General features: G+C 54.2%; 20 protein-coding genes. 10 read left to right on the top strand and 10 right to left on the bottom strand.

Going from position 1 to position 20,125, the window contains the following annotated elements; all coding sequences use genetic code 11:
- Positions 1–111 precede the first annotated feature (111 nt).
- Together K0I63_RS02490 and K0I63_RS02485 are read left to right on the top strand one after the other, a co-directional pair.
- The gene (locus K0I63_RS02490) at positions 112–1,704 is read left to right on the top strand and encodes a bacteriohemerythrin (protein WP_220082416.1); all 1,593 of its coding nucleotides are present in this window, start codon (positions 112–114) and stop codon (positions 1,702–1,704) included.
- A gap of 111 nt (positions 1,705–1,815) precedes the next feature.
- A complete protein-coding gene (locus K0I63_RS02485; protein WP_011864297.1) occupies positions 1,816–2,070 on the top strand; it encodes a DUF2999 family protein in 255 nt (84 codons plus the stop codon).
- Between the two features lie 82 nt (positions 2,071–2,152).
- On the opposite strand, the gene K0I63_RS02480 is transcribed toward K0I63_RS02485, so the two are convergent.
- Both K0I63_RS02480 and K0I63_RS02475 read right to left on the bottom strand, forming a co-directional pair.
- Positions 2,153–4,180, bottom strand: a complete 2,028-nt coding sequence (locus K0I63_RS02480) for a dipeptidyl-peptidase 5 (RefSeq protein ID WP_220082415.1) — start codon at positions 4,178–4,180, stop codon at positions 2,153–2,155.
- 118 nt (positions 4,181–4,298) lie between these two features.
- Positions 4,299–4,712: a hypothetical protein gene (locus K0I63_RS02475; RefSeq protein WP_220082414.1), complete on the bottom strand. Its 414-nt coding sequence runs from the start codon at positions 4,710–4,712 to the stop codon at positions 4,299–4,301.
- A 277-nt stretch (positions 4,713–4,989) separates the two neighbouring features.
- On the opposite strand from K0I63_RS02475, the gene K0I63_RS02470 reads away from it, so the two are divergent.
- The 5 genes from K0I63_RS02470 (at position 4,990) to K0I63_RS02450 (ending at position 8,713) form a co-directional block, all read left to right on the top strand.
- A complete protein-coding gene (locus K0I63_RS02470; RefSeq protein ID WP_220082413.1) occupies positions 4,990–5,382 on the top strand; it encodes an ArsR/SmtB family transcription factor in 393 nt (130 codons plus the stop codon).
- Positions 5,383–5,392: 10 nt separating this feature from the next.
- Complete coding sequence (locus K0I63_RS02465; protein ID WP_011864293.1) at positions 5,393–5,641, top strand: thioredoxin family protein; 249 nt, start codon at positions 5,393–5,395, stop codon at positions 5,639–5,641.
- A gap of 27 nt (positions 5,642–5,668) precedes the next feature.
- On the top strand, positions 5,669–6,685 hold the full coding sequence (locus tag K0I63_RS02460) for a permease (protein ID WP_220082412.1): 1,017 nt from the start codon (positions 5,669–5,671) through the stop codon (positions 6,683–6,685).
- Between the two features lie 92 nt (positions 6,686–6,777).
- Positions 6,778–7,407, top strand: coding sequence for an excalibur calcium-binding domain-containing protein (locus K0I63_RS02455; RefSeq protein WP_220082411.1), 630 nt, complete (start codon positions 6,778–6,780; stop codon positions 7,405–7,407).
- A gap of 34 nt (positions 7,408–7,441) precedes the next feature.
- Positions 7,442–8,713: a hypothetical protein gene (locus K0I63_RS02450; RefSeq protein ID WP_220082410.1), complete on the top strand. Its 1,272-nt coding sequence runs from the start codon at positions 7,442–7,444 to the stop codon at positions 8,711–8,713.
- A gap of 95 nt (positions 8,714–8,808) precedes the next feature.
- Here K0I63_RS02450 and K0I63_RS02445 read toward each other — a convergent pair whose 3' ends face one another.
- Positions 8,809–9,621: a hypothetical protein gene (locus tag K0I63_RS02445; RefSeq protein ID WP_220082409.1), complete on the bottom strand. Its 813-nt coding sequence runs from the start codon at positions 9,619–9,621 to the stop codon at positions 8,809–8,811.
- A 2-nt stretch (positions 9,622–9,623) separates the two neighbouring features.
- Positions 9,624–10,790, bottom strand: a complete 1,167-nt coding sequence (locus K0I63_RS02440; protein ID WP_220082408.1) for a BamA/TamA family outer membrane protein — start codon at positions 10,788–10,790, stop codon at positions 9,624–9,626.
- A gap of 422 nt (positions 10,791–11,212) precedes the next feature.
- On the opposite strand from K0I63_RS02440, the gene K0I63_RS02435 reads away from it, so the two are divergent.
- On the top strand, positions 11,213–11,869 hold the full coding sequence (locus K0I63_RS02435; RefSeq protein ID WP_220082407.1) for a Qnr family pentapeptide repeat protein: 657 nt from the start codon (positions 11,213–11,215) through the stop codon (positions 11,867–11,869).
- A 55-nt stretch (positions 11,870–11,924) separates the two neighbouring features.
- Here the strand turns inward: K0I63_RS02435 and K0I63_RS02430 are convergent, their stop codons facing one another.
- Positions 11,925–12,329 (bottom strand): hypothetical protein, encoded by a 405-nt coding sequence (locus K0I63_RS02430; RefSeq protein ID WP_220082406.1) that lies wholly within the window; start codon positions 12,327–12,329, stop codon positions 11,925–11,927.
- A 135-nt stretch (positions 12,330–12,464) separates the two neighbouring features.
- The gene (locus K0I63_RS02425; protein WP_220082405.1) at positions 12,465–13,490 is read right to left on the bottom strand and encodes a tetratricopeptide repeat protein; all 1,026 of its coding nucleotides are present in this window, start codon (positions 13,488–13,490) and stop codon (positions 12,465–12,467) included.
- 206 nt (positions 13,491–13,696) lie between these two features.
- Here K0I63_RS02425 and K0I63_RS02420 point away from each other — a divergent pair, with 206 nt between their 5' ends.
- On the top strand, positions 13,697–14,746 hold the full coding sequence (locus K0I63_RS02420; RefSeq protein ID WP_220082404.1) for a nuclease-related domain-containing protein: 1,050 nt from the start codon (positions 13,697–13,699) through the stop codon (positions 14,744–14,746).
- A 457-nt stretch (positions 14,747–15,203) separates the two neighbouring features.
- On the opposite strand, the gene K0I63_RS02415 is transcribed toward K0I63_RS02420, so the two are convergent.
- The 4 genes from K0I63_RS02415 to K0I63_RS02400 all read right to left on the bottom strand — a co-directional run bounded on the left by K0I63_RS02415 (position 15,204) and on the right by K0I63_RS02400 (position 18,517).
- Complete coding sequence (locus tag K0I63_RS02415) at positions 15,204–15,860, bottom strand: hypothetical protein (protein ID WP_220082403.1); 657 nt, start codon at positions 15,858–15,860, stop codon at positions 15,204–15,206.
- Positions 15,861–15,903: 43 nt separating this feature from the next.
- Complete coding sequence (locus tag K0I63_RS02410) at positions 15,904–16,050, bottom strand: hypothetical protein (RefSeq protein ID WP_162838621.1); 147 nt, start codon at positions 16,048–16,050, stop codon at positions 15,904–15,906.
- A gap of 478 nt (positions 16,051–16,528) precedes the next feature.
- A complete protein-coding gene (gene groL, locus K0I63_RS02405) occupies positions 16,529–18,178 on the bottom strand; it encodes a chaperonin GroEL (RefSeq protein WP_220082402.1) in 1,650 nt (549 codons plus the stop codon).
- Between the two features lie 48 nt (positions 18,179–18,226).
- The gene (locus K0I63_RS02400; protein WP_011864277.1) at positions 18,227–18,517 is read right to left on the bottom strand and encodes a co-chaperone GroES; all 291 of its coding nucleotides are present in this window, start codon (positions 18,515–18,517) and stop codon (positions 18,227–18,229) included.
- Between the two features lie 227 nt (positions 18,518–18,744).
- On the opposite strand from K0I63_RS02400, the gene K0I63_RS02395 reads away from it, so the two are divergent.
- Positions 18,745–20,112 carry an MATE family efflux transporter gene (locus K0I63_RS02395; RefSeq protein ID WP_011864276.1) on the top strand — a complete coding sequence of 456 codons (1,368 nt, stop codon included), beginning with the start codon at positions 18,745–18,747 and terminating at the stop codon, positions 20,110–20,112.
- The last annotated feature ends 13 nt before the right edge of the window (positions 20,113–20,125 follow it).

Genomic DNA, 20,125 nt, shown 5'->3' with positions numbered 1-20,125 from the left:
GCCCGGCTAAATCAGCGCCGGGCCGAGCGGTTTTTATTAGCGGATACAGATAACCTATTTAGTGAATTTGGACTAAATTTTATAGAGTCACACTCAACATAAGGTTTGGGAATGATTGATAAAATTGCGAAAAGGATCGCTTCGCTTAGCGCCCTGCAGTGGAGTCTGCTGACCGGCCTGCCACTGGTGCCGATAGCCTACCTCTTGATACGCCAAGGCGCCTGGGGCTGGCTGGCCCTGTTAGTTATCGATTACCTGTTTATCCTCTCCGTGCTACTAGCCCTGAATAGCATGTTCGGCAGGCTGCGCAGCGCCGCCATCCATCTCTCCGAGGGCGATCTCAGGGTAAGGCTCGACACCCAGGAGGCCCTCGGCGGCCCATTGTTTAAGGCCTTCAATCAGATAGGCGAGGATGTGTCGCGCACCGTCTTCTCCCTGAGCAAGTCTGCCCAGCAGCTGGTCAGGGTGGCCGATACAGTGCAGGCCGACTCCCAAGTCTCCAAAACCGGCGCCCTCAGACAGAAGGGCGATGTCGAAGAGGCCAAACAGATAGTCTCCAAGCTGTTTGAGACCACCGCCGAAGTCTCCTCCTTCTGTGAGTCCACCTCACAGCTGGCCAGCGAGTCCAAGCGTCAGGCGGATCGTGGTAAGCAGGAGATGCGCTCCCTCGAGACGGCACTGGAAGAAGTTGGCGAACAGTTTGCCGCCTCGGACCAGAACTTCGAGCAGCTCAAGCAGGAGAGCCTGCAGATAGGTCAGGTGGTAGAAACCATTAAGGGGATTGCCGAGCAGACCAACCTGCTGGCGCTCAATGCCGCCATCGAGAGTGCCCGCGCCGGCGAGCTGGGCCGAGGCTTCGCCGTAGTCGCAGACGAGGTTCGATCCCTGGCGCTACGCACCCAGGTGGCCACCGAAGATATCAACAACAAGATAGTTAACCTGCAGACCCAGATAAATGGTGCCATCGCGGCGATGCAGAAAAACCGCCAGAGCGTGCAACACTCCCAGAGCGTGGCCAACGAGGCCGAATCCCATTTCGAAGAGTTGGTAAGCCAGATAGACGCCATCGACGCCCTGGGCCAGGAGATCGCCGTCGCCTCTCAGCATCAGGTCGAGCAGACTCAGATGCTGGAAACCTGTCTGGTGGAGGTCGACAAGGTATCCGATGAAAACGTCAAGGCTACCCAGGAGACACTGCTGGCCAGCATCACGGTGCGTAATTTAGCGGGTGAGATCGATTCCCTGCTGCACCGCTTTGCCACCGACAGCGAGCAGATCGGCCGAGAGGATACACGCCGCGACAAGCTGATCGAATGGAGCGACGCCCTGGATCTCAACCTCGCCGAGATCAACCGACAGCACCAGACCCTGGTACACCTGATCAACGAGCTCTACTACCTGCTCAACAACAACTATGGCCTGGCCTCCATCAAGCGGGTGGTACAGGGGCTGATCGACTACACGGCCAATCACTTCAAATATGAAGAGACGCTGTTCGAGCAGTTTGGCTACCCCCAGGATAAGCAGCATACCGACTCTCACCACCAGCTAGTGGGCAAGGTGCTGGCGTTTCAGCGCCGGGTGGAACAGGGCGAAGATATTGGCGATGAGTTGATGGCATTTCTGAAGAGCTGGCTCAGCCAGCACATCCAGAAGGAGGACAAGGCCTATGTGGACTGCTTCAAGCGCAATGGCATGAACTAGAAACTGTGGCATGAACTAGAAGCTTTGGCATTAGAAGCTATCGCTTGAGCTGGTCGCAGAGGATGCTACACTTGCGGCCTGTTTTACTTTCAACCGAGATAAGGTAGTGCAATGAATCCTATTATTGCGATCTTAAAAGAACACAACGTCAGCGACGCGCAGATCCAGGAGCTGTTTCAGGCCCTGACCGAAAACCCTCTGATGGCCATGGGCACCATTGGTCAGCTGGGGATCGCCCCGGAAAAGCTACAACAGCTGATGGCACTGGTGATGCAAAACCCCGCCCTGATCAAAGAGGCGGTGACCGAGCTAGGCCTGGATTTCGCCAAGGTCGAGGCGGCCAAGGCCCAACTTCAGAAGTCTTAAGCTTTTCATCTCATCAAAAAAGGCTGCCCTCAGTAAATGGGGCAGCCTTTTTTATTGCTGACTTAACGGCTAGATTGCTCTGCTACTTGCCACCCGGCTCTGCGAAGCGGGTCATCCAGTCTTTCACCTGGTGATACCAGTAGATGGAGTTGTTGGGCTTCATGATCCAATGGTTCTCGTCGGGGAAATAGATCATGCGCGACTCCACGCCGCGGGTCTGCAGAGTTCTGAATAGCTCGAAGCCCTGACCCACAGGCACGCGATAATCCAACTGACCATGGATCACCAGGGTCGGGGTGTTGAAGTTGCCCGCGCCATAATGAGGCGAGATAGACTGGTAGATCTCTGGGTTATCCCAGTAGTTGCCAAAGCGGGGGCTATGCACCGAGAAGTCCGCCGCCATCTGCGAGTACATGTTGTATACGGCGGCGTGGATCAGCAGAGCGTTGAAGGGATGCTTCTGCCCCAGGATGATAGAGGTCAGATAACCACCATAGCTGGCACCACCGGCCACCATGCGCTTGTCATCGATCCAGGACTGCTGCTTAAACCAGTCGGCCGCCTTGAGCACATCTTCCAGTGACTTGTTCTTCCAGTCCGGGTTGATGCTGTCGGCAAACGCCTGGCCGAAGCTGTTGGAGCCGTGGAAGTTTGGCCAGGCAGTAACATAACCCCAAGAGGCGAAGGTCTGGGCGTTCCAGCGGTAATGGAAACCGTCCGAGATGGCGTTGTGTGGCCCGCCGTGAACCAGCATCATCAGTGGATATTTCTTGCTGCGATCAAACCCTGGTGGGTAGTGCACCCACATCTGGATCTCTTGGTCGTTATAACCCTTGTAGGTCACCGACTCATAGCTGCCCAGATCGACATCCGCGAGGATCTCGTCGTTAAAGCTGTCCAGACGGCTGGTCTTGCCGTTCTTACCATTCACCTTCACCAGGCGCGCCGGGTAGAGGAAGCTGTCGTTAGTCGCCACTAGTGTGCCATTGTTGGCGATGGCCGGCTGACCGAAATTGGTCGCCTTGGTGATCGCCTTCACCTTGCCGTTCTTGGCGTCGATATGGTACAGGCGCCTGGTGGCCGCATCGTCGATGGCGGCATAGAAGCCCTTGCTGTCTGGGGTCCACACGAAGCGGGCCACAGAGCGGTCCCACTCTTTGGCGAGCATCTTAGTGCTGCGCTTCTTCAAGTCGAACAGCATCAGCTTGGCGGTGTCGGCATAGAAGCCCTGAATGTGCTGGCGGGTGAAGGCCAACGCCTTACCGTTGGGGCTGAACTGCGGGCTGGCGTCTGGCGCCAGGTTGTCTGGGGTGATGTTCTCCGCCTTGCCGCTGCCGATGGCCGCGAGGAAGAGATCTAGCTTAGGATTCACCTGATTGTCGCTGCCGTTGGCGTTGAAGGCGATCCAGGCTTCATCCGGGCTGATGTCATAGCTGCCCGCACTTTGGGAGGAGCGTGGCAGCTCGATATTCAGGGGCTGAGTGATCGCCTCCACCTCACCGCCCTTGGCGGCAATACGGAACACATGGGCCTGACGGCCTTCGTCTATCCAGTGATCGAAGCTCGAATAGGGCAGCGCGTTCCACTGATGGGCCGACACCTTGTTGTCCTTGTCGGCCTTGAGCTGCTCGCCGATCTCTTTCCAATTCTTACCCGGATAGACAGAGCTGATGAAGTAGAGGTGCTCGCCCACCCACTTGAGGCCATAGACGCCGCTCGGCACATCGGTCAGGCGCTGAGCCTCGCCCGGTCCATCCATAGGCAAGAGATAGATCTGCCCCGCCTCATCCTTATCGCGCTTGCTGATAAAGGCCAGGGTCTTGCTGTCTGGTGAAAATACCGGCTCGCTCACCCGCATCCCCTTGGCGGTCAACGCCCGCTGCTGCTTGCCATCCTGGCTAAACAGCCACAGCTGGGTATTGCCCTTGTCTTCGGGCACATCGTACTCGGTGACTAGGGCGATGATGTAATCGCCGTTGGGGGAAATACTGGGGTTACCTATTCGGCTGAGCTGCCACAGCACCTCCACCGACAGGGGCTTGCCCGTCTGGGCAAAAACCGTCGTCACCGGCATCAAGATGCACAGCAACAAAATGGCTATCTTCTTCACGCGTCCTCTCCTTCAAGTTGTTTTTATTGTGATTTGGCCAACATGATCGGCCCTAACACTTAAACCAAGCTTAATCTGTCAAACGCCATCCAGGGTCAGTCACCATAGAGGGAAGGCGCTAGAAACGAAAGGAGAGATCCACGCCCACATAGTTGCCGCCCGGCTCGGGCTTGACCACAGGGCTAAGCAGATAGCCGTCGGTCACATAGGCGCCGATGGCAGCCCCCAGGGTGTGAGAGGCGGCGTCCAGCAGGGCTTCGCTGGCGGTGTTGGTGCCCTTGTCGTACTCATGATATTGCACCAGGATGCCGATGGCGGCGCTGACGGAGAAGCCCACCCAGGCCCTGTCATACTGAGGTGTCCAGGCATCCGATGCCCACACCAGCGCCCCTGCCATGGCGGCGCCTCCAGCGGCGTGACTCGCCTCGCTGTTAAAACCATTGCTGGCCGACGCCTGGGCGCTAAACAGGCCAAGCCCTATTAACAGAGCAGGCGTCAATGCCAGCCTCTGGGATAATTTGAGTGCCTTCATCTTAATTCCTTGTGATCAGCATCTGTTCACTCTATCACCAAGTGGCCGAAGTACAAATTTTCGCCGCATCATCAAACACACTCACACAGTGGGCCAGGCAGAGTTGCACAAACTGCAAATCTACTTCACTCATATTGCAAATCAGCCAGGGCTCACAAAGCCTTCTGCAGTTGACAGGCCCATCACAAACCCGAGCTAAACCCTTGATATAAAGCTGACTCACCCCAGAACATTTGGCTATTATGCCAAATGAAGGCTCCACTTTTTGAGGCGCACCATGAAAGCAACGACGGCACAGACCCAGACTCAAGCTCATAGCCAGAGCCAAGAGCGACTCAACAACCGCGCCGCCCTGCTCAAGGCGCTGGCCCACCCGACCCGTCTCTGGCTGGTTGAACAGCTGGAACATCAGGAGCGTTGCGTCTGCGAGCTGACCGATGGCGTCGACGCCGACATCTCCACCGTCTCCAAACACCTGGCGCTACTGCGGCAGGCGGGCATAGTAGCCAGCCGCCGCGAGGGTAAACAGATCTACTACCGGCTGGAGACGCCTTGCCTGCTCGGCATGCTGAGCTGTATCGAAACCGCCCTTGCGCAATCACCCGGCTGCTGCGCCAAGTCATTAGCAGCCAAAACAGATAAAACCAAAGCTATTCAATCCGTGAGATAAGGGGAAACAGATGAAGATAGAAGTACTCGGCAGCGGCTGTAAACGCTGCACTAACCTCGCCAGCGACATCGCCAGGATCGCCGATGAGCTTAACCTCAATATTGAGCTGACCAAGGTGACCGACATGGCACAGATCGCCGCCTACGGCGTGATGTCGACCCCAGCCATAGTGATCGACGGCGAAGTCCTGGCCGCCGGTCGCCTGCCCAGCGAAGAAGAGCTCGCCCAGCTGCTGACCAAGATTAACAAGGTGCAATAGCGCCTCAGTCACCTCTAGGGAGGCCCCATGCTAGCCTGGTTTACCCAACTCGCCGATCTCCTGGTCTACGATCTGCTCGGCCTCTCCAGCCAGAGCGCCGCCGGGCAGGCGCTGCACTTCTTCGTCGAAGACACCAGTAAGATCTTCGCCCTCTTAGTGGTGATGATCTACCTGATCGGCTGGCTACGGGCAGCGCTCAATGTCGAGCGGGTGCGCGACTATTTGGCGGGCAAGCCTAAGCTGCTGGGTTATGGCTTGGGGGCCGGCTTTGGCGCCATCACCCCCTTCTGCTCCTGCTCCAGCATTCCCGTGTTCCTCGGCTTTACCACGGCGGGGATCCCCTTGGGGATCACCATGGCGTTCCTGCTGACCTCGCCGCTGATCAACGAGGTGGCCATCTTGCTGCTGTTTAGCCTGCTGGGGGCCAAGATCACCCTGCTCTACGCCCTCACCGGCATCACCATTGGCATGCTCGGCGGCGCCCTGCTCGACCTATTGCATGCCGAGCGCTGGCTACAGCCCCTCGCCGCCAACGCCTACCGACGCGGCGCCACCCAGACGCAAACCACAACTTCTGCGTCTGACACTTACACGCCAGACGAGAGCACGCCCGGCATGAGCTGGCGCCAGCGTCACCAGTTCGCCAGGGAGGAGACACTCACCATCTTCGGCCGGGTGTGGAAATGGGTGATTATTGGGGTCGGTATCGGCGCGGCGCTGCACGGCTTCGTGCCCGCAGGTTATCTTGAGGCCAACCTAGGCGACGGCCAGTGGTGGTCAGTGCCCATCGCCGTACTGATGGGCATCCCCCTGTATGCCAATGCCACCGGGGTGATTCCGGTACTGGAGAGCCTGTTGATCCAGGGCGTGCCCCTGGGCACCACACTGGCCTTCTGCATGAGCACAGTCGCCGCCAGCTTTCCCGAATTTGTCATGCTCAAACAGGTGATGCAGTGGCGCCTACTGGCCCTGCTGTTTGCCCTGCTACTGGTCGCCTTCACCCTGATGGGCTGGGTGCTGAACCTGGTCACCATTAGCGGATGACAAAGCAGGAGAATTCGCGATAGCATAGACGAACAATATTGCTTAGCCGCTGAATCAACAGGCAAATAATTCATAAAAGGACAATCTTAGCCATGGAAAGAGGCACCCTGGTTCGCTGGAACGATGACAAAGGCTTTGGCTTCATCAAGCCGAACACGCCCAATGCCCAAGATGTGTTTATCCATATCTCGGCCCTGAAACAGATGGCCAGAAAGCCTGTGGTGGGCGACGAGATTGTCTACCAAAGCCAGCAACAGAGCGATGGCAAGATAAAGGCGGTCAAGGCCAGTATTGAAGGCGTCGCCGTGGTTTCAGGCATAGCTTCGGGAAGGGTTTCTGGCCTCGCGAATAAACCGACTCGCTCCCAATATAGAGACCATACGCAGTCGTCCCACTATTCTCATCACCGCTCCGGCTCACGCCTGCAGCGGATGATCTTCATTATCATACTCGTGAGTATCGGCAGCTTCGCTGTTAAACAGTATCAGGCACTCAACGCCACTCCGGTGATCACCTACGAAGAACTCCCTACAGTCGAGACCCAAGAGTGGCAACCGGCTACGCCTAAGTTTCGCTGTGAGGCAGGTAAGACACATTGCAGTCATATGCGCTCCTGCGAGGAGGCCACCTATTACCTTCGTCATTGCCCGGGCACAGAAATGGACGGCGATGGCGACGGTATCCCCTGTGAGCGACAATGGTGCCGCTGGGGAAGCATATAAAGTCAATTTAATTTAATAGCGACAAGGAAGCTTTATGAAACAAGGATGTCTAATCATCGGCCTAGGCTTAGGCGCGATGACAATGAGCGCTAACGCTCAGCAGTGTGATCTCAGCATCACAGGCACAGTGCCCGAGGGCGTCAGCCTGGAGAAGCTAGTGGTCTCCACCTATAACAAGGAGCTGCCGGTCACCAGCCGTGACTTTTCCCTCTGCGCCAGCAAGCAAGATCTCCAGGTCGTCGGCCGCCATAGCCCCAACAACACCATCTACCTGATGGATAAAAGCGGCGCTATCCCCAGGGGCATCTATACCGCCGAGGTCTTCGTGCAGAGCAAGACAATCAACATAGGGCCAGCCTCTAGCCTGACCAAGCAAGCCTGTGACCTGCGCTGCGGCTACTATGCCAGTCAGAGAATCCAGGCATCCCAAGGCTTGCAGCAACTTGCGGCGCAATACCGACAAGTGCCCGCAACGGATAGCAAGGCGATAGGCGCCTTCTTCGCAAAGCACAAGACGGCACTCACAGATCTCTACTTTAACGGCATGACGCCCAAGACCATGGCGCCGATAGATAGCAGCGCTTCCTGGGTCGATCCCTACAGCGGTGCCGGGCTCTACTTCGAGTCGCCAGCCAGCCTGCTCAGCGGCACCTACAGCGAGTATGTCGGCACCAAGATCAGACAGGCGCGCCAACAGGATAAGGCCGTTGCCGAGGTGGTGAAACAACATAAGTCCTCGCTACAAGGCCTGATGAAGGGCTTCGACAGCTGGCAGGCCCGCGGGGACGCCATCGCGGCGGTAACCGATGAGCTTAAGGCGAGCCAAGATCCGGCGGCGACTCAGGTGGCGCAGATCTTCATCGACGGCTACCAAGAAGCCGAGGTGACGCTCAAGGCATACCTAGCCAACGACAACAAGACGCCTATCACCTCGCTCACCCAGGCCGACAAGGCATTCGAACTGCTGCTGGCCGACTGGACTGTTGCCGCCTACACCCACAGCAAAGATAAACAGGCCTTCTCGGCGCTGTTCAGCGAGCAGTTTAAACTCAAGCTACCGATCAAGGATCGTGAGTTAGACAAGGCGCTGAGCCGCCTGATAGACCTACCCAGCCATCTGAGTAAGATGTCGCTCGAGCAAGGCTACCAAAACATTCAGGTCGAATTTAAAGATGCCTTGCCCAAATCAAGCGAACGCTATGACTTTAAGGATGCCCTGCACAGCGTCAGCTTTGTGTATGAGAAGGGTGCATGGCGACTCGATAGCGTCAGCCAGCTGCCGATCGCCCACTACGAAACCAACTAGCAGGCGCTTGGGTTAAATTAGTCGCTTAAGCTAGGCGTTTATCTTGGGCGTTTATGTTAGCCGCCGCGCTTGAATTAGGAAAGAAAGCGGGCGACTCACGCCGAGGGGGCGGATTCGCAACTCGAGCTGTAGTGGTTCAGCTCGATGAGGCCCTGCAGCAAGATGCCATGATAGCGCGCCTTGATCAGCTGATAATCCAGCTCGGGAGCGAAGTAGTAGGTCACCTCTTCGGCGCCAGTCTGTTCCACGGGCACCAGCATCAATTCTCCCCAAGGCGCCACTTCGGCGGCTTGCGGAGCCTTAACATAAAATTGATAGGGCTCCATGGCATCGGACGCCTGACGAACCAGGGCAAACTGCTGCCTGCCCTGCATCAATAGCCGGCGCATCTCTATCGCCAGCGTGTCTACGTCCCGCAGGGCCTTGTCTTTGGAGCGATAGTCGGTCACCTCACCATCCAGATCCACCCGCGCGGCGCGGCCATTGTGACTGAAGAGCACCTGCATGTCTCTGGCGCGAAAGCCGCTCACCTGCTGATGAAACGCCTGGGTGATCCACTCCTCTGTGGTCTCCGACCAGCTGAGTTCGGCCCGCTGCCGATAGCGGGTGCCTATGCCTAAGATGCTGGCCTCACTGTTTGAGGTCACCACGGCGCGTTTGCCCTGCCACTGCTCGGTACGGCTCATGGTGCCCGTGTGTATGCCGCTGAGATAGATGTCGTAATCCGAGCGGCGAGTACACCGTGGCTTCTGCTTGTGGGCCGCATCGATAACAGCCTTGCCCTGTGCATCACGGCTCTGCGTCTCGTCCGCCTGCACCGGCTGGCTCAAAGCCTGGGCCGCAACAACGGCCGAGGCGACAAGCATAGGCTTGGCGTTAACACACAAGCGAACAGGCAGCACAGTCATGGCTAGAAGACTTCGTTGACGTTGAGGTAGAAGTTGGTCTCGTTCTCGCCGACACCCACATCCAGACGCAGGTTGATGTTGTCTTTGATCTTAAAGCGGAAACCTGTGCCGTAAGAGGTCAGCAGCTCATCGTTTAGATCGCTCACCTTGTCGGCCACACTACCCACGCCGCCCCAGAACACCATACCGTAACGCTGGAAGATGGGCAGACGGTACTCGACCTGGCCCATCATCATCTGCTTGTCACGGTAGCGGCCCTTGATGTAACCGCGCATGGCGCTGGAACCGCCGAGATCCGGCTGCATGTTCCAAGGCACGTCGCCGCTGGTGAAGTGGCCCTGCACCTGCCAGGCGATAAGCCCTGGCATCTGGCTCAACCAAGAGGTGGTGCTGAGATCGATATAGTTGGCCAGCTCGAGGTCATACTTGGCGAAGCTGTCGTACTCGCTGTTTTGATACAGGCCCGCATCGAGCTGGAACAACCAGCCCTTGGTGGCGTTGAGGCGGTAGTCGCGGGAATCATAGATGCTGGTCACCACCAGGCCCGAGCTGAAGTTGCTTGGCAAGATGCCGTCGGATGGCAGGGGAATATCACCCTCTACCCGAGTGAACTTGTCGGCACTGGCGTAGGTAAAGTCGGCGCCCACACCAACAAAATAGTTGTCGGCCACCTGAGTCATCCAGCGCGGCGTGAAGCTGTAGAGCTGCTCGTCGAACTCATGATGATTGCTATCGATGTTGCCGGCTGCTATGCCACGGCCGTAGTAGACAGACGCCTCGTTATGCAGCTCCAGCCCCAGCAGCAGACGCTGCTTGCCGCCGTTGAAGAAGGTCATGTTTTCCACTTCGACGCCGTAGGAGTTGTTCATCGACACGAAGGAGTTCAGCACCAAAGAGGAAGGTTGCTCCTCGGGCGCCGCGCCATCTGTCTTATACAGGCCCACCATCAGCAGGCCCACACCGAACTTCTTCTCGGGCGTGTAATAGGCGGTCGGCAGGTAGCTCATGTCTATGGTCTTGCTCTCGTCAAACTCACCGTCGGCGCCGAAGACGTCCAGGATCTCATCGACCCAGGTAGGCTGCATATCTTTTGGCGTTTCAATCAGGGGCTCTACGGCGGCGGCCATTTGAGAACAGGCCAGCAGGGACAAGCATAAAATCCGTTTCATAAACACTCTAATGATTAGTCAGGAAAAATAGGATGTTAGGAGTTATGTGCCAGCGTATTTGTTGCAGTCTTAAACAACAGCAAACGCAAGCCGAGCGGCATTTTAACACCCCAGCGGGTTTCAACAACGACTTTTTCGATTAACAAATGTTCAAAAATGCCGCCAATGGCTCAACTAAAGTGCCGCAAAGATACGGTTCACCGCCTGAATTGAGTCGAATTTAATCAAACGCGCTAAGGCTAAAAACTTTTTTCACCACCCGTTCATACCGATTCGATGTCGAACGTGGCTTACAGTGCCGTTTTGCCCCCTTAAAATCGCGATTTAAGCACATCTTAAAACGCTGATTTTAAAGGGTTTAATTTTGGTGAAAATTGAGCATCTGAGTGCTAAGGTGCAGGCGGTTTATTTGAGGAGTAAGTATGGATCTTATCGACAAAGTTTTTACACAGCAGGACTTTTCGCGCCAAGACTTGAGCGACCGCCGTTTTCGACGTTGCCACTTCTACCAGTGCGATTTTCGCCACGCCAACCTGCGAGATGCCAGCTTCGAAGAGTGTCATTTCATCGAACCTGGCGCCATAGAAGGCTGTCACTTTAACTTCGCCGACCTGCGTGATGCGAGCTTTAAGGCTTGCCGACTCTCTCTGGCCAATTTTGCCGGTGCCAACTGTTTTGGCATCGAATTCAGAGAGTGCGATCTTAAGGGCGCCAACTTTTCCCGCAGTCGATTTTACAACCAGATCAGTCATACTGTGTACTTCTGCTCCGCCTACATCACGGGCTGCAACCTCGCCTACGCCAACTTGAACGACCAATGCCTGGAAAAGTGCGAACTATTTGAAAACAACTGGCGCAGCGCCAATCTTAACGGGGCCTCGTTGATGGGCTCGGATCTTAGTCGCGGCAGCTTCTCTCAAGATTGCTGGCAGAACTTGAACATACGCGGGTGTGACCTCACCCATGCAGAGCTTGAGGGGCTCGACATCAGAAGCATCAACTTGGAAGGCGTGAAGATCTGTGCCTGGCAGACGGAGCAATTACTAGAACCACTAGGGATAGTCGTGATGCCTGGCTAATCGCCATAGGGTTAACCTTGAGCACATGCTCCATAGGCAGGCTTACCCACTAGAATTAGCGTACCCAACGCATTAGCTGATTGGCGTCTTGTACCGCGAGCTGGCGCTTAACCAACTTGCCCGAACCATCAAACAGCAGAAGTTCGGCGGCGCCCGCGCGGTATTTGGCGATCAGCTGCTCACCCTCAGGGGTGCCGACTCTGGCCAGCAGAAACAGTACATTATCGCCTAGATGCCCCCGCGCCTCGTTCATCTGCTCTGTCTGGGTATGGCTCACCGCCAGATTTGGGTCGTAGACAAACACCAGCGCCGGCGTGCCCTTGCCTATCTCCTCATGGGTCGCCTTAAAGCCCTTGGGCATCATCATAAGCAGCAGTGCGATCAGGCCCACCACGGCCAGACTCACCCCAATCGCCACCCAAGGCCCCCGCTTAGTCCCATTTAAATGCTGATTTCCCATGCCGCTCGCTCCCTTTGATAACCATTCCAGACACAAATCAGTCACCATGCTACCCAAGCAAGCTGAGGCAAATCTTAAAAATGGGTAATTGTTCAGGTTAAAGCCGAGCGTTAGCGCAAGAGGCCAGACAGAGGATTAGGCCGCACTGCGCAGATGCTTAAGGTTATGTAGCATGGCGAGCACACGTGGCGTCATGATCCTGTGGGCGGTTGCCCTGGCCGACTCCTGCGCCTGCTGCAGGGTGCGACCATCCAGTAGGGTCGCCAACCTCTGGCTGCGGGCCATGGGGATGTCGGACTCAGAGCAGGCCGCGGCAATATAGGCCCAGCGATAGGCATCGACCAGCTCGCCGCGAGCCTCAAACAGCATAGACAGACGATACTGAGCCGCGGATAAGCCGGCATCGGCCGCCAGCAGGTAGCTCTCGACGGCGCGATCCAGATTGGCCGCGCGCTCAGCCTCTGCACCCGCATCTAAACCAAGGCCATGCTCCAACATGTAACCCAGGTTTAGCGCCGCCAACATATCGCCCTGTGCAAACGCTCCCATGAAGCACGCCAGCGCCTCGGCGTGGCGCTGCGCCTTTGGCATCTCGATTGGCCAGTCCTCAACTAAATCTGAATTGCCAATGCCAGTATTTACATAGCCAGTATTCATAAAACCAGGGTCACGCAGCAACATCAGGCCGCGAGCGGTAGTGGCGCGTATGATGCCCCCCTGCTCCGCCGCCTCAAACAGTGTCAGCGCCGAGCGATACTCCGGCGCTCCACCTAAGCCCATAAGCTGCATCATCCCCAGATGATAGGCCGCCTCCACATCCTGCTTCTTCAGCCAGGCCTTCTGACACCAACGTTTCGCGCTACGCACACTCGACCCCACAGGCGTCACGCCGATGCAGGAGAGGTTATAGTGAAACCAGGCCTCATCTGGCGGCAGATCTTGCCAGGCCTCGAGCAGACGCTGATAACGGCGGGGATGCTTTTCGCCATACTCCTTCGCGCTCGGCGCGTCCCAGTAGATGAACAGGCGCTCAAAGCCCTGCAGATCTAACCAGCCCGGCATTATGGTCGGCTTACGCCGCCCCTCGATAAAAAGCATGACGGCAACAAGCAACGCCAACATCACGGCGATCACCAAAACCGGCATAAGATCTTCATGCATATTGTGTATCCATACCATCGACAGCCGAGGGGCTGTTATTCCTTGAGAAATGAAAGCCGCATTATTGATTGAAGTGCATTGAAAACCAAGTCCACATAGACAAAACCCTGAACATGCTTCAATGTTTTGTCACCAGTATGAAATCAGATACACTTGCCCATTATCAGTTTGCTCATTATTGAGCAGTGAATGGATGCAATTGATAAATGATTCTGAAAAACAAATCACTTCAAGCGGTGCAATCGGCGCAAGCCTATGCGGGACAAAAGCAAGAACTGGACGTTGCTTTCTTTCTACGCAGAGCCTTTAAAGACCATCCACAAGTGTTGGTCATCAATGACTTCAAGTTCAGTTTTAACGATGAAACGGCACAGATAGACCACCTGATCATCTACACCTATGGTTTTGTATTAATCGAGTCAAAGAGCATAAAGGGTCAGGTTAAGGTTAATCAACAGGAAGAGTGGACTCGCAGCCATCAGGGCACTTGGTTTGGTATGGCATCGCCCATCAAACAAGTCGAACTCCAACAGGCGCTTTTGCTGCAATTATTAACGCATCACAGAAGTGAAATTCTCGGTAAGCTGTTGGGCATCAAACAGCAGGGCTTTAGGTTACGAGGATGGGATCATCTTTGCGCCGTATCGAGCGATGCAATAATTAACCGCGACACCATGCCTAAGCAGGTCTCAGAAAAACTAGTGAAAACCGAGTTCCTGGTCGACAAACTCAACGAGATAATGAATCTCAAGGGCAAGTTTACACGATTGGTTAATTTTACCGATACCCGACCCGACTTTAGCCAAGATGAACTCAACTCAATTGGCGACTTCTTAATTAATCAAGACATCAATAGCGAGCGCACGCAAGAGCAATCCGAATCGAGAGAGTCGACAGAAGAACCAACAAAAATCAAAGACGCTGAAGCTATATTCCTAGAGACGCAATCGTTGCAACAGGCAGCTCAGCCACAGCCCATAATGCAGCTACAAGAAGCCCATCCCTCTTATCTTACGCCACAAAATCATGCAGTCCCTCAATTAAAACTGACATGTAAACACTGCGGTGAATCAGCCAATTACCAGCCAATGTATGGTAAGTACGGATACTACATCCACTGCAACCAGTGCACTAAAAACACGCCGATGAAACAGGACTGTCCTCAATGCCAAAGCAAACTTACCCGAGTACAGAAAAGACAAGAAACTTACACGCTACACTGCCAAGATTGCTGCTTTAGTCAGCAGGTGATTTAGTGATAAGGAACGTTTAATGTGACGTGACTCATTACTTAACTTACATGTTTGTGGCGGTAGGGGTCTCCACAACACCTCTACAGTGGTTGAAAGTGTTATGTCTGCAACCTTACCTGTCGTTGCCAGCACTCAAGAAGTGATTGGCACAACAGTTCCAGCAATCAGCGCCGTATTACTGGGCACCTGATAACAATAAAAACGCCCAAGCGGCCAGATATCTGACGGCTTGGGCGTCATCCCACCCCGTACCCGTTTATCATGACGGCGTTTCAGTTAATAGGTTTCCCATTCACTTAGCTTCATTTCAAGCAGCGGCCATGAATACCGAAAAGAATGCTAGCGCCGCCACTGCAAAGGGCAGTTAGCGGGGCTTTCCCTGTAGGAGCACATTCAAACAGGCTACTAGCCTGATATTTTGAGCTTTAGGCGCTCGTTCCTCTTGGGTTGGATTTACACACTACCAAACGGCAGGATATTCAACAATACCCGATACTGGAAATCCATGGTTTAAAAGAGATTGTCTGATTAAGAACGGCAACGTATTAGCATCACTTGGGTATCTGCTTAACTGTTCATTAGAATAATGATCAATGAAATCGATTAGCTGCGTCGCCGTTACAGGTTCGAGCACCTGTGAATTCCAAACTGCATCCTCTACGCTATGATCAAGTTCTTCATTCGTATGCCTGAAAGTCAATCGACTTTGACTGACAACGCGAAACTGATCGGCACCTTGATGGTGTATCACAAGCTTTAGTTTGGGAACTTTTTTGACCAGTTTGCCTCGTTGGTCTCTTCTCGGATCATAGAATGCCTGGCTAAGAATTACCTTTCCTTCAACACGGTAAAAGGTTTTCTCCATAGTTTCAGTGTTTAATGACCAATAAACTTTAAAACTGTTACGACGAATTTTGTTGCCATAGATATTGAGCAACGGCAGCAGTTGTTGTTCAGTGCCTTGTTTCGAACCTTTGTTCCAAGCACTTACGATGGATTGCTGTGTTCTGCATTTTTCAGCAATCTCTTGTTGCGTCCATCCATCGTTCAGGGCAAGCCGAACAAGTTCTCTAGTCCATTTGAACGGTTTTTTCTTACTGTTTTTGCTCTTGTCCATGTAGTCCCTTAAAGGAAAGGGAGCATTAAGCCCCCTTCACAACTTATTTTTTCTTACCGCCATTTTGCGGATTTTGAGGGTTCATCTGCCACCCTCGATTTCCTTGGTTTTGTGAGTAAGTCTTGTTAGTACCAGACGTACCCTTATTGGCGTTTGTCATATCTGAATTGTGATTGTTTTGCTTAGACATTTTCGTCTCCTTGTTTGTGTAAAAGTACAAGGCACATGCTACCAAGGGCAAAAAATCACGCGACTGATGATTTGATGATAATTGGTGATATTCACTGATATTTTCTGATTTTTCAATTTTTCTAGATCACTGGCATTGGAGGATGCATAGCAAAGCAACCAATTCTTCAATCTAACCGAGTCCATATAGGACAATTAAGTGCGTAATCTAAACTGGGAAAAAGATGCTTAATACCTTACATGCCAGTGGTGAAGCAATGCAGCGTACTCTCCCCCTAATACAAAAATCCCTGACACTTTTAAGTATCAGGGATTTTTTTAGGTGTTGTGCTTAGCCATTTAGCTAAGCACTCAGGCCTATGGAACAGATGTTCTAGCGCAGGAAAAATCGTTTTAGAGCAAGGCATCTTGCCGCGACGTTTAGCTGTCTAAACGAGTGGCAAGATAACGCCGCTATAGACGATTTTAGCCAGGCAGAATTACATCATGCCGCCCATACCGCCCATACCACCCATTCCGCCCATGCCGGCCATATCGCCAGCACCAGCTTCTTGTGGAACTTCACCCACCATAGCTTCGGTCGTGATCATCAGACCTGCGATAGATGAAGCGAACTGTAGCGCGCTACGAGTCACCTTAGTTGGGTCAAGGATACCCATCTCCAGCATGTCGCCATACACGTCGCTACCGGCGTTGTAACCATAGTTACCAGAGCCGTTCTTAACGTTGTTGGCAACCACTGAGGCTTCTTCACCTGCGTTGGTCGCGATTTGACGTAGAGGCGCTTCCATGGCGCGCAGTGCGATAGTCACACCGTGCTTCTGGTCTTCGTTAGCCACGTCCAGCTCGCCAATCTTAGAGGCAACGCGGATCAGGGCAACACCACCACCGGCAACCACACCTTCTTCAACGGCGGCGCGAGTCGCGTGCAGCGCGTCTTCTACGCGAGCCTTCTTCTCTTTCATTTCAACTTCGGTAGCGGCACCGACTTTGATCACTGCAACACCGCCGGCCAGCTTAGCCATACGCTCTTGTAGCTTCTCTCTGTCGTAGTCTGAAGTAGACTCTTCAGCCTGGATCTTGATCTGGGCAACACGGGCAGAGATCTGCTCTTGCTCGCCGGTACCGTCGATGATGGTAGTGTCATCTTTGGTGATCACCACGCGCTTAGCGGTACCTAGGTCTTCCAGAGTCGCTTTTTCAAGCTCAAGACCGATCTCTTCGGCAATCACAGTACCGCCAGTCAGGATAGCGATATCTTGTAACATCGCCTTACGACGGTCACCGAAACCAGGTGCCTTAACCGCAGCTACTTTAACGATGCCGCGCATGTTGTTCACAACCAGAGTCGCTAGGGCTTCGCCTTCAACGTCTTCTGCGATGATCATCAGTGGCTTACCGGTTTTCGCCAGACCTTCAAGGATAGGCAGTAGCTCACGGATGTTAGAGATCTTCTTGTCAACCAATAGGATGTATGGGTTTTCAAGTTCAACGCTGCCGGTTTCTGGCTTGTTGATGAAGTATGGAGACAGGTAACCACGGTCGAATTGCATACCTTCAACCACGTCAAGCTCGTTCTCTAGGGCCTGACCTTCTTCAACTGTGATCACGCCTTCTTTACCAACTTTTTCCATCGCAGTTGCGATGATCTCGCCAATTGACTCGTCAGAGTTAGCAGAGATGGTACCTACCTGAGCGATAGCCTTAGTGTCGCTACACTCTTGAGACAGGGTTTTCAGCTCGGCAACGGCAGCCACAACCGCCTTGTCGATACCGCGCTTAAGATCCATTGGGTTCATGCCAGCGGCAACGGCTTTCAGGCCTTCGGTTACGATGGCTTGTGCCAGTACGGTAGCGGTAGTGGTACCGTCACCGGCGGCGTCGTTGGCTTTAGAAGCAACTTCTTTCACCATCTGCGCGCCCATGTTTTCGAACTTGTCTTCCAGTTCGATCTCTTTAGCTACCGATACACCGTCTTTGGTGATCAGCGGCGCGCCGAAGCTCTTGTCGAGAACTACGTTACGACCTTTAGGGCCAAGGGTAACTTTAACTGCGTTAGCCAGTACGTTTACGCCCGCAAGCATTTTTACGCGAGCGTCATTGCCAAATAAAACTTCTTTAGCTGCCATGTTCTGTATCCTTTAATAAAATTCTGGTTAAACGGGATATTGAGTGGATTATTCCACTACAGCCATCAAATCTGATTCAGAAAGGATCAACACCTCTTGGCCGTCGATCTTCTCTTTCTTCACGCCATAACCTTCGTTGAAGATCACTATGTCACCCACTTTCACGTCCAGTGGTTGCACAGTGCCATTTTCAAGAATTCGGCCATTGCCTACTGCAAGAACTTCACCGCGAGTTGACTGCTCGGCTGCACTACCTGTTAGTACGATGCCACCGGCTGATTTTGATTCAACTTCAGAACGCTTAACAATGACGCGGTCATGTAATGGACGAATATTCATCTACGGACTCTCCTAATGATTTTTTTGCCCAACAAACGTTGGCGGTTTATCAAATTAAAAGTGCGGCGAGATTGCTTTCGCCGCGGGATGTTCGATATATGGGGATAAGGTTTAGCAGATCCAAGGGCTTTACAAAAAAAATCTGATTTTTTTTAACTGGGTTTTATAAAAGATCAGCCTTTCCTGATAGAATTGCCCTCCTTCTGTTACCTAGGCATTCCACATACATGAGAGACAGACACGGGCTGCTCAGTCAGCCAATCGGTCGTGTACTGCTAAATATGAGCCTCCCGAACCTGATTGGTATTCTCACCATTCTTGGGTTCAGCCTTGTAGACACCTTTTTTATCAGCCAGTTGGGGACAGAAGCCCTGGCGGCCATCAGCTTTACCTTTCCGGTCACCCTAATCGTCTCCAGCATCGCCATCGGCATAGGTGCCGGGGTATCGACTAACCTCGGCCGCCTTATCGGCAGTGGCAACAGCCCCAAGGCCAAGGTGTTTCTGCACGACGCCCTGCTGATCACTTTCTGGCTGATCGCCGCCCTGTCGCTGTTGGGTAGCCTGTTTATCGGCCCGCTGTTTACCCTGCTGGGCGCCAACGACGACAGCCTGCCGCTGATCCGCGACTATATGTTTCTCTGGTATCTGGGGGCGCCGCTGCTGGTGCTCTTGATGGTGGGCAACCAAGGGCTGCGCGCCACCGGCGATACCAAGTCGCCTGCCAAGATCATGGCCCTGGCGGCGGTGATCAACCTGGTGCTGGACCCGCTGCTGATCTTCGGCCTGGGGCCCTTTCCCCGTTTGGAAATTCAGGGCGCGGCCATCGCCACCCTGATCTCCTGGGTGGTGGCGCTGTCTCTGTCGGGTTATCTGCTTATCATCAAGCGCAACCTGGTGGACTTTGCCGAATTTAACCTTGAGCGTATTCACTGCAACTGGCGCCAGCTGGCCCATATCGCCCAACCTGCGGCGCTGATGAACCTGCTCAACCCTGTGGCCAACGCCATCATCATGGCCATGCTGGCCCGCATCGACCACAGCGCGGTGGCGGCCTTCGGCGCCGGTACCCGTTTGGAGTCTGTTTTGCTGATCGCCGTGATGGCACTCTCCTCCAGCCTAGTGCCCTTTATCGCCCAAAACCTGGGGGCGGGGCAGACGGAGCGTGCCCGCGACGCCCTCATGCTGTCGCTGCGTTTCGTGCTGGTATTCCAGACCCTGATCTATCTGCCGCTGGCACTCATGGCGACGCCTATCGCCCAGCTGTTCAGTAAAGATCCCCAGGTGATCGAGTGGCTCAGCTTCTACATCATCGCCCTGCCCGCCGCCTATGGCCCGCTGGGGATGGTGATCCTCACCGCCACCTCGCTCAACGCCTATCACAGGCCGATGAGTTCCTTGGTGCTTAATGTCTGCCGCCTGTTTCTGCTCCTGCTGCCGCTGGCTGCGCTGGGCTCTTATCTGGGCGGCGTGAAGGGGCTGCTGCTGGCGCTACCTATCACCAACGCCGTGATGGGGATCGCCTGTTATATCCTGGCCAGTCGCATCACTGAGCCGGACACCACGCCCAAGCATGTCGAGATCTACAAGCGTTAACAGAGGGCTAGCC

Source organism: Shewanella rhizosphaerae (assembly GCF_019457655.1).
GTDB lineage: Bacteria > Pseudomonadota > Gammaproteobacteria > Enterobacterales > Shewanellaceae > Shewanella > Shewanella loihica.
The sequence above is the reverse complement of the archived record's forward strand: the minus strand, read 5'-3'. Positions and strand labels throughout refer to the sequence as shown.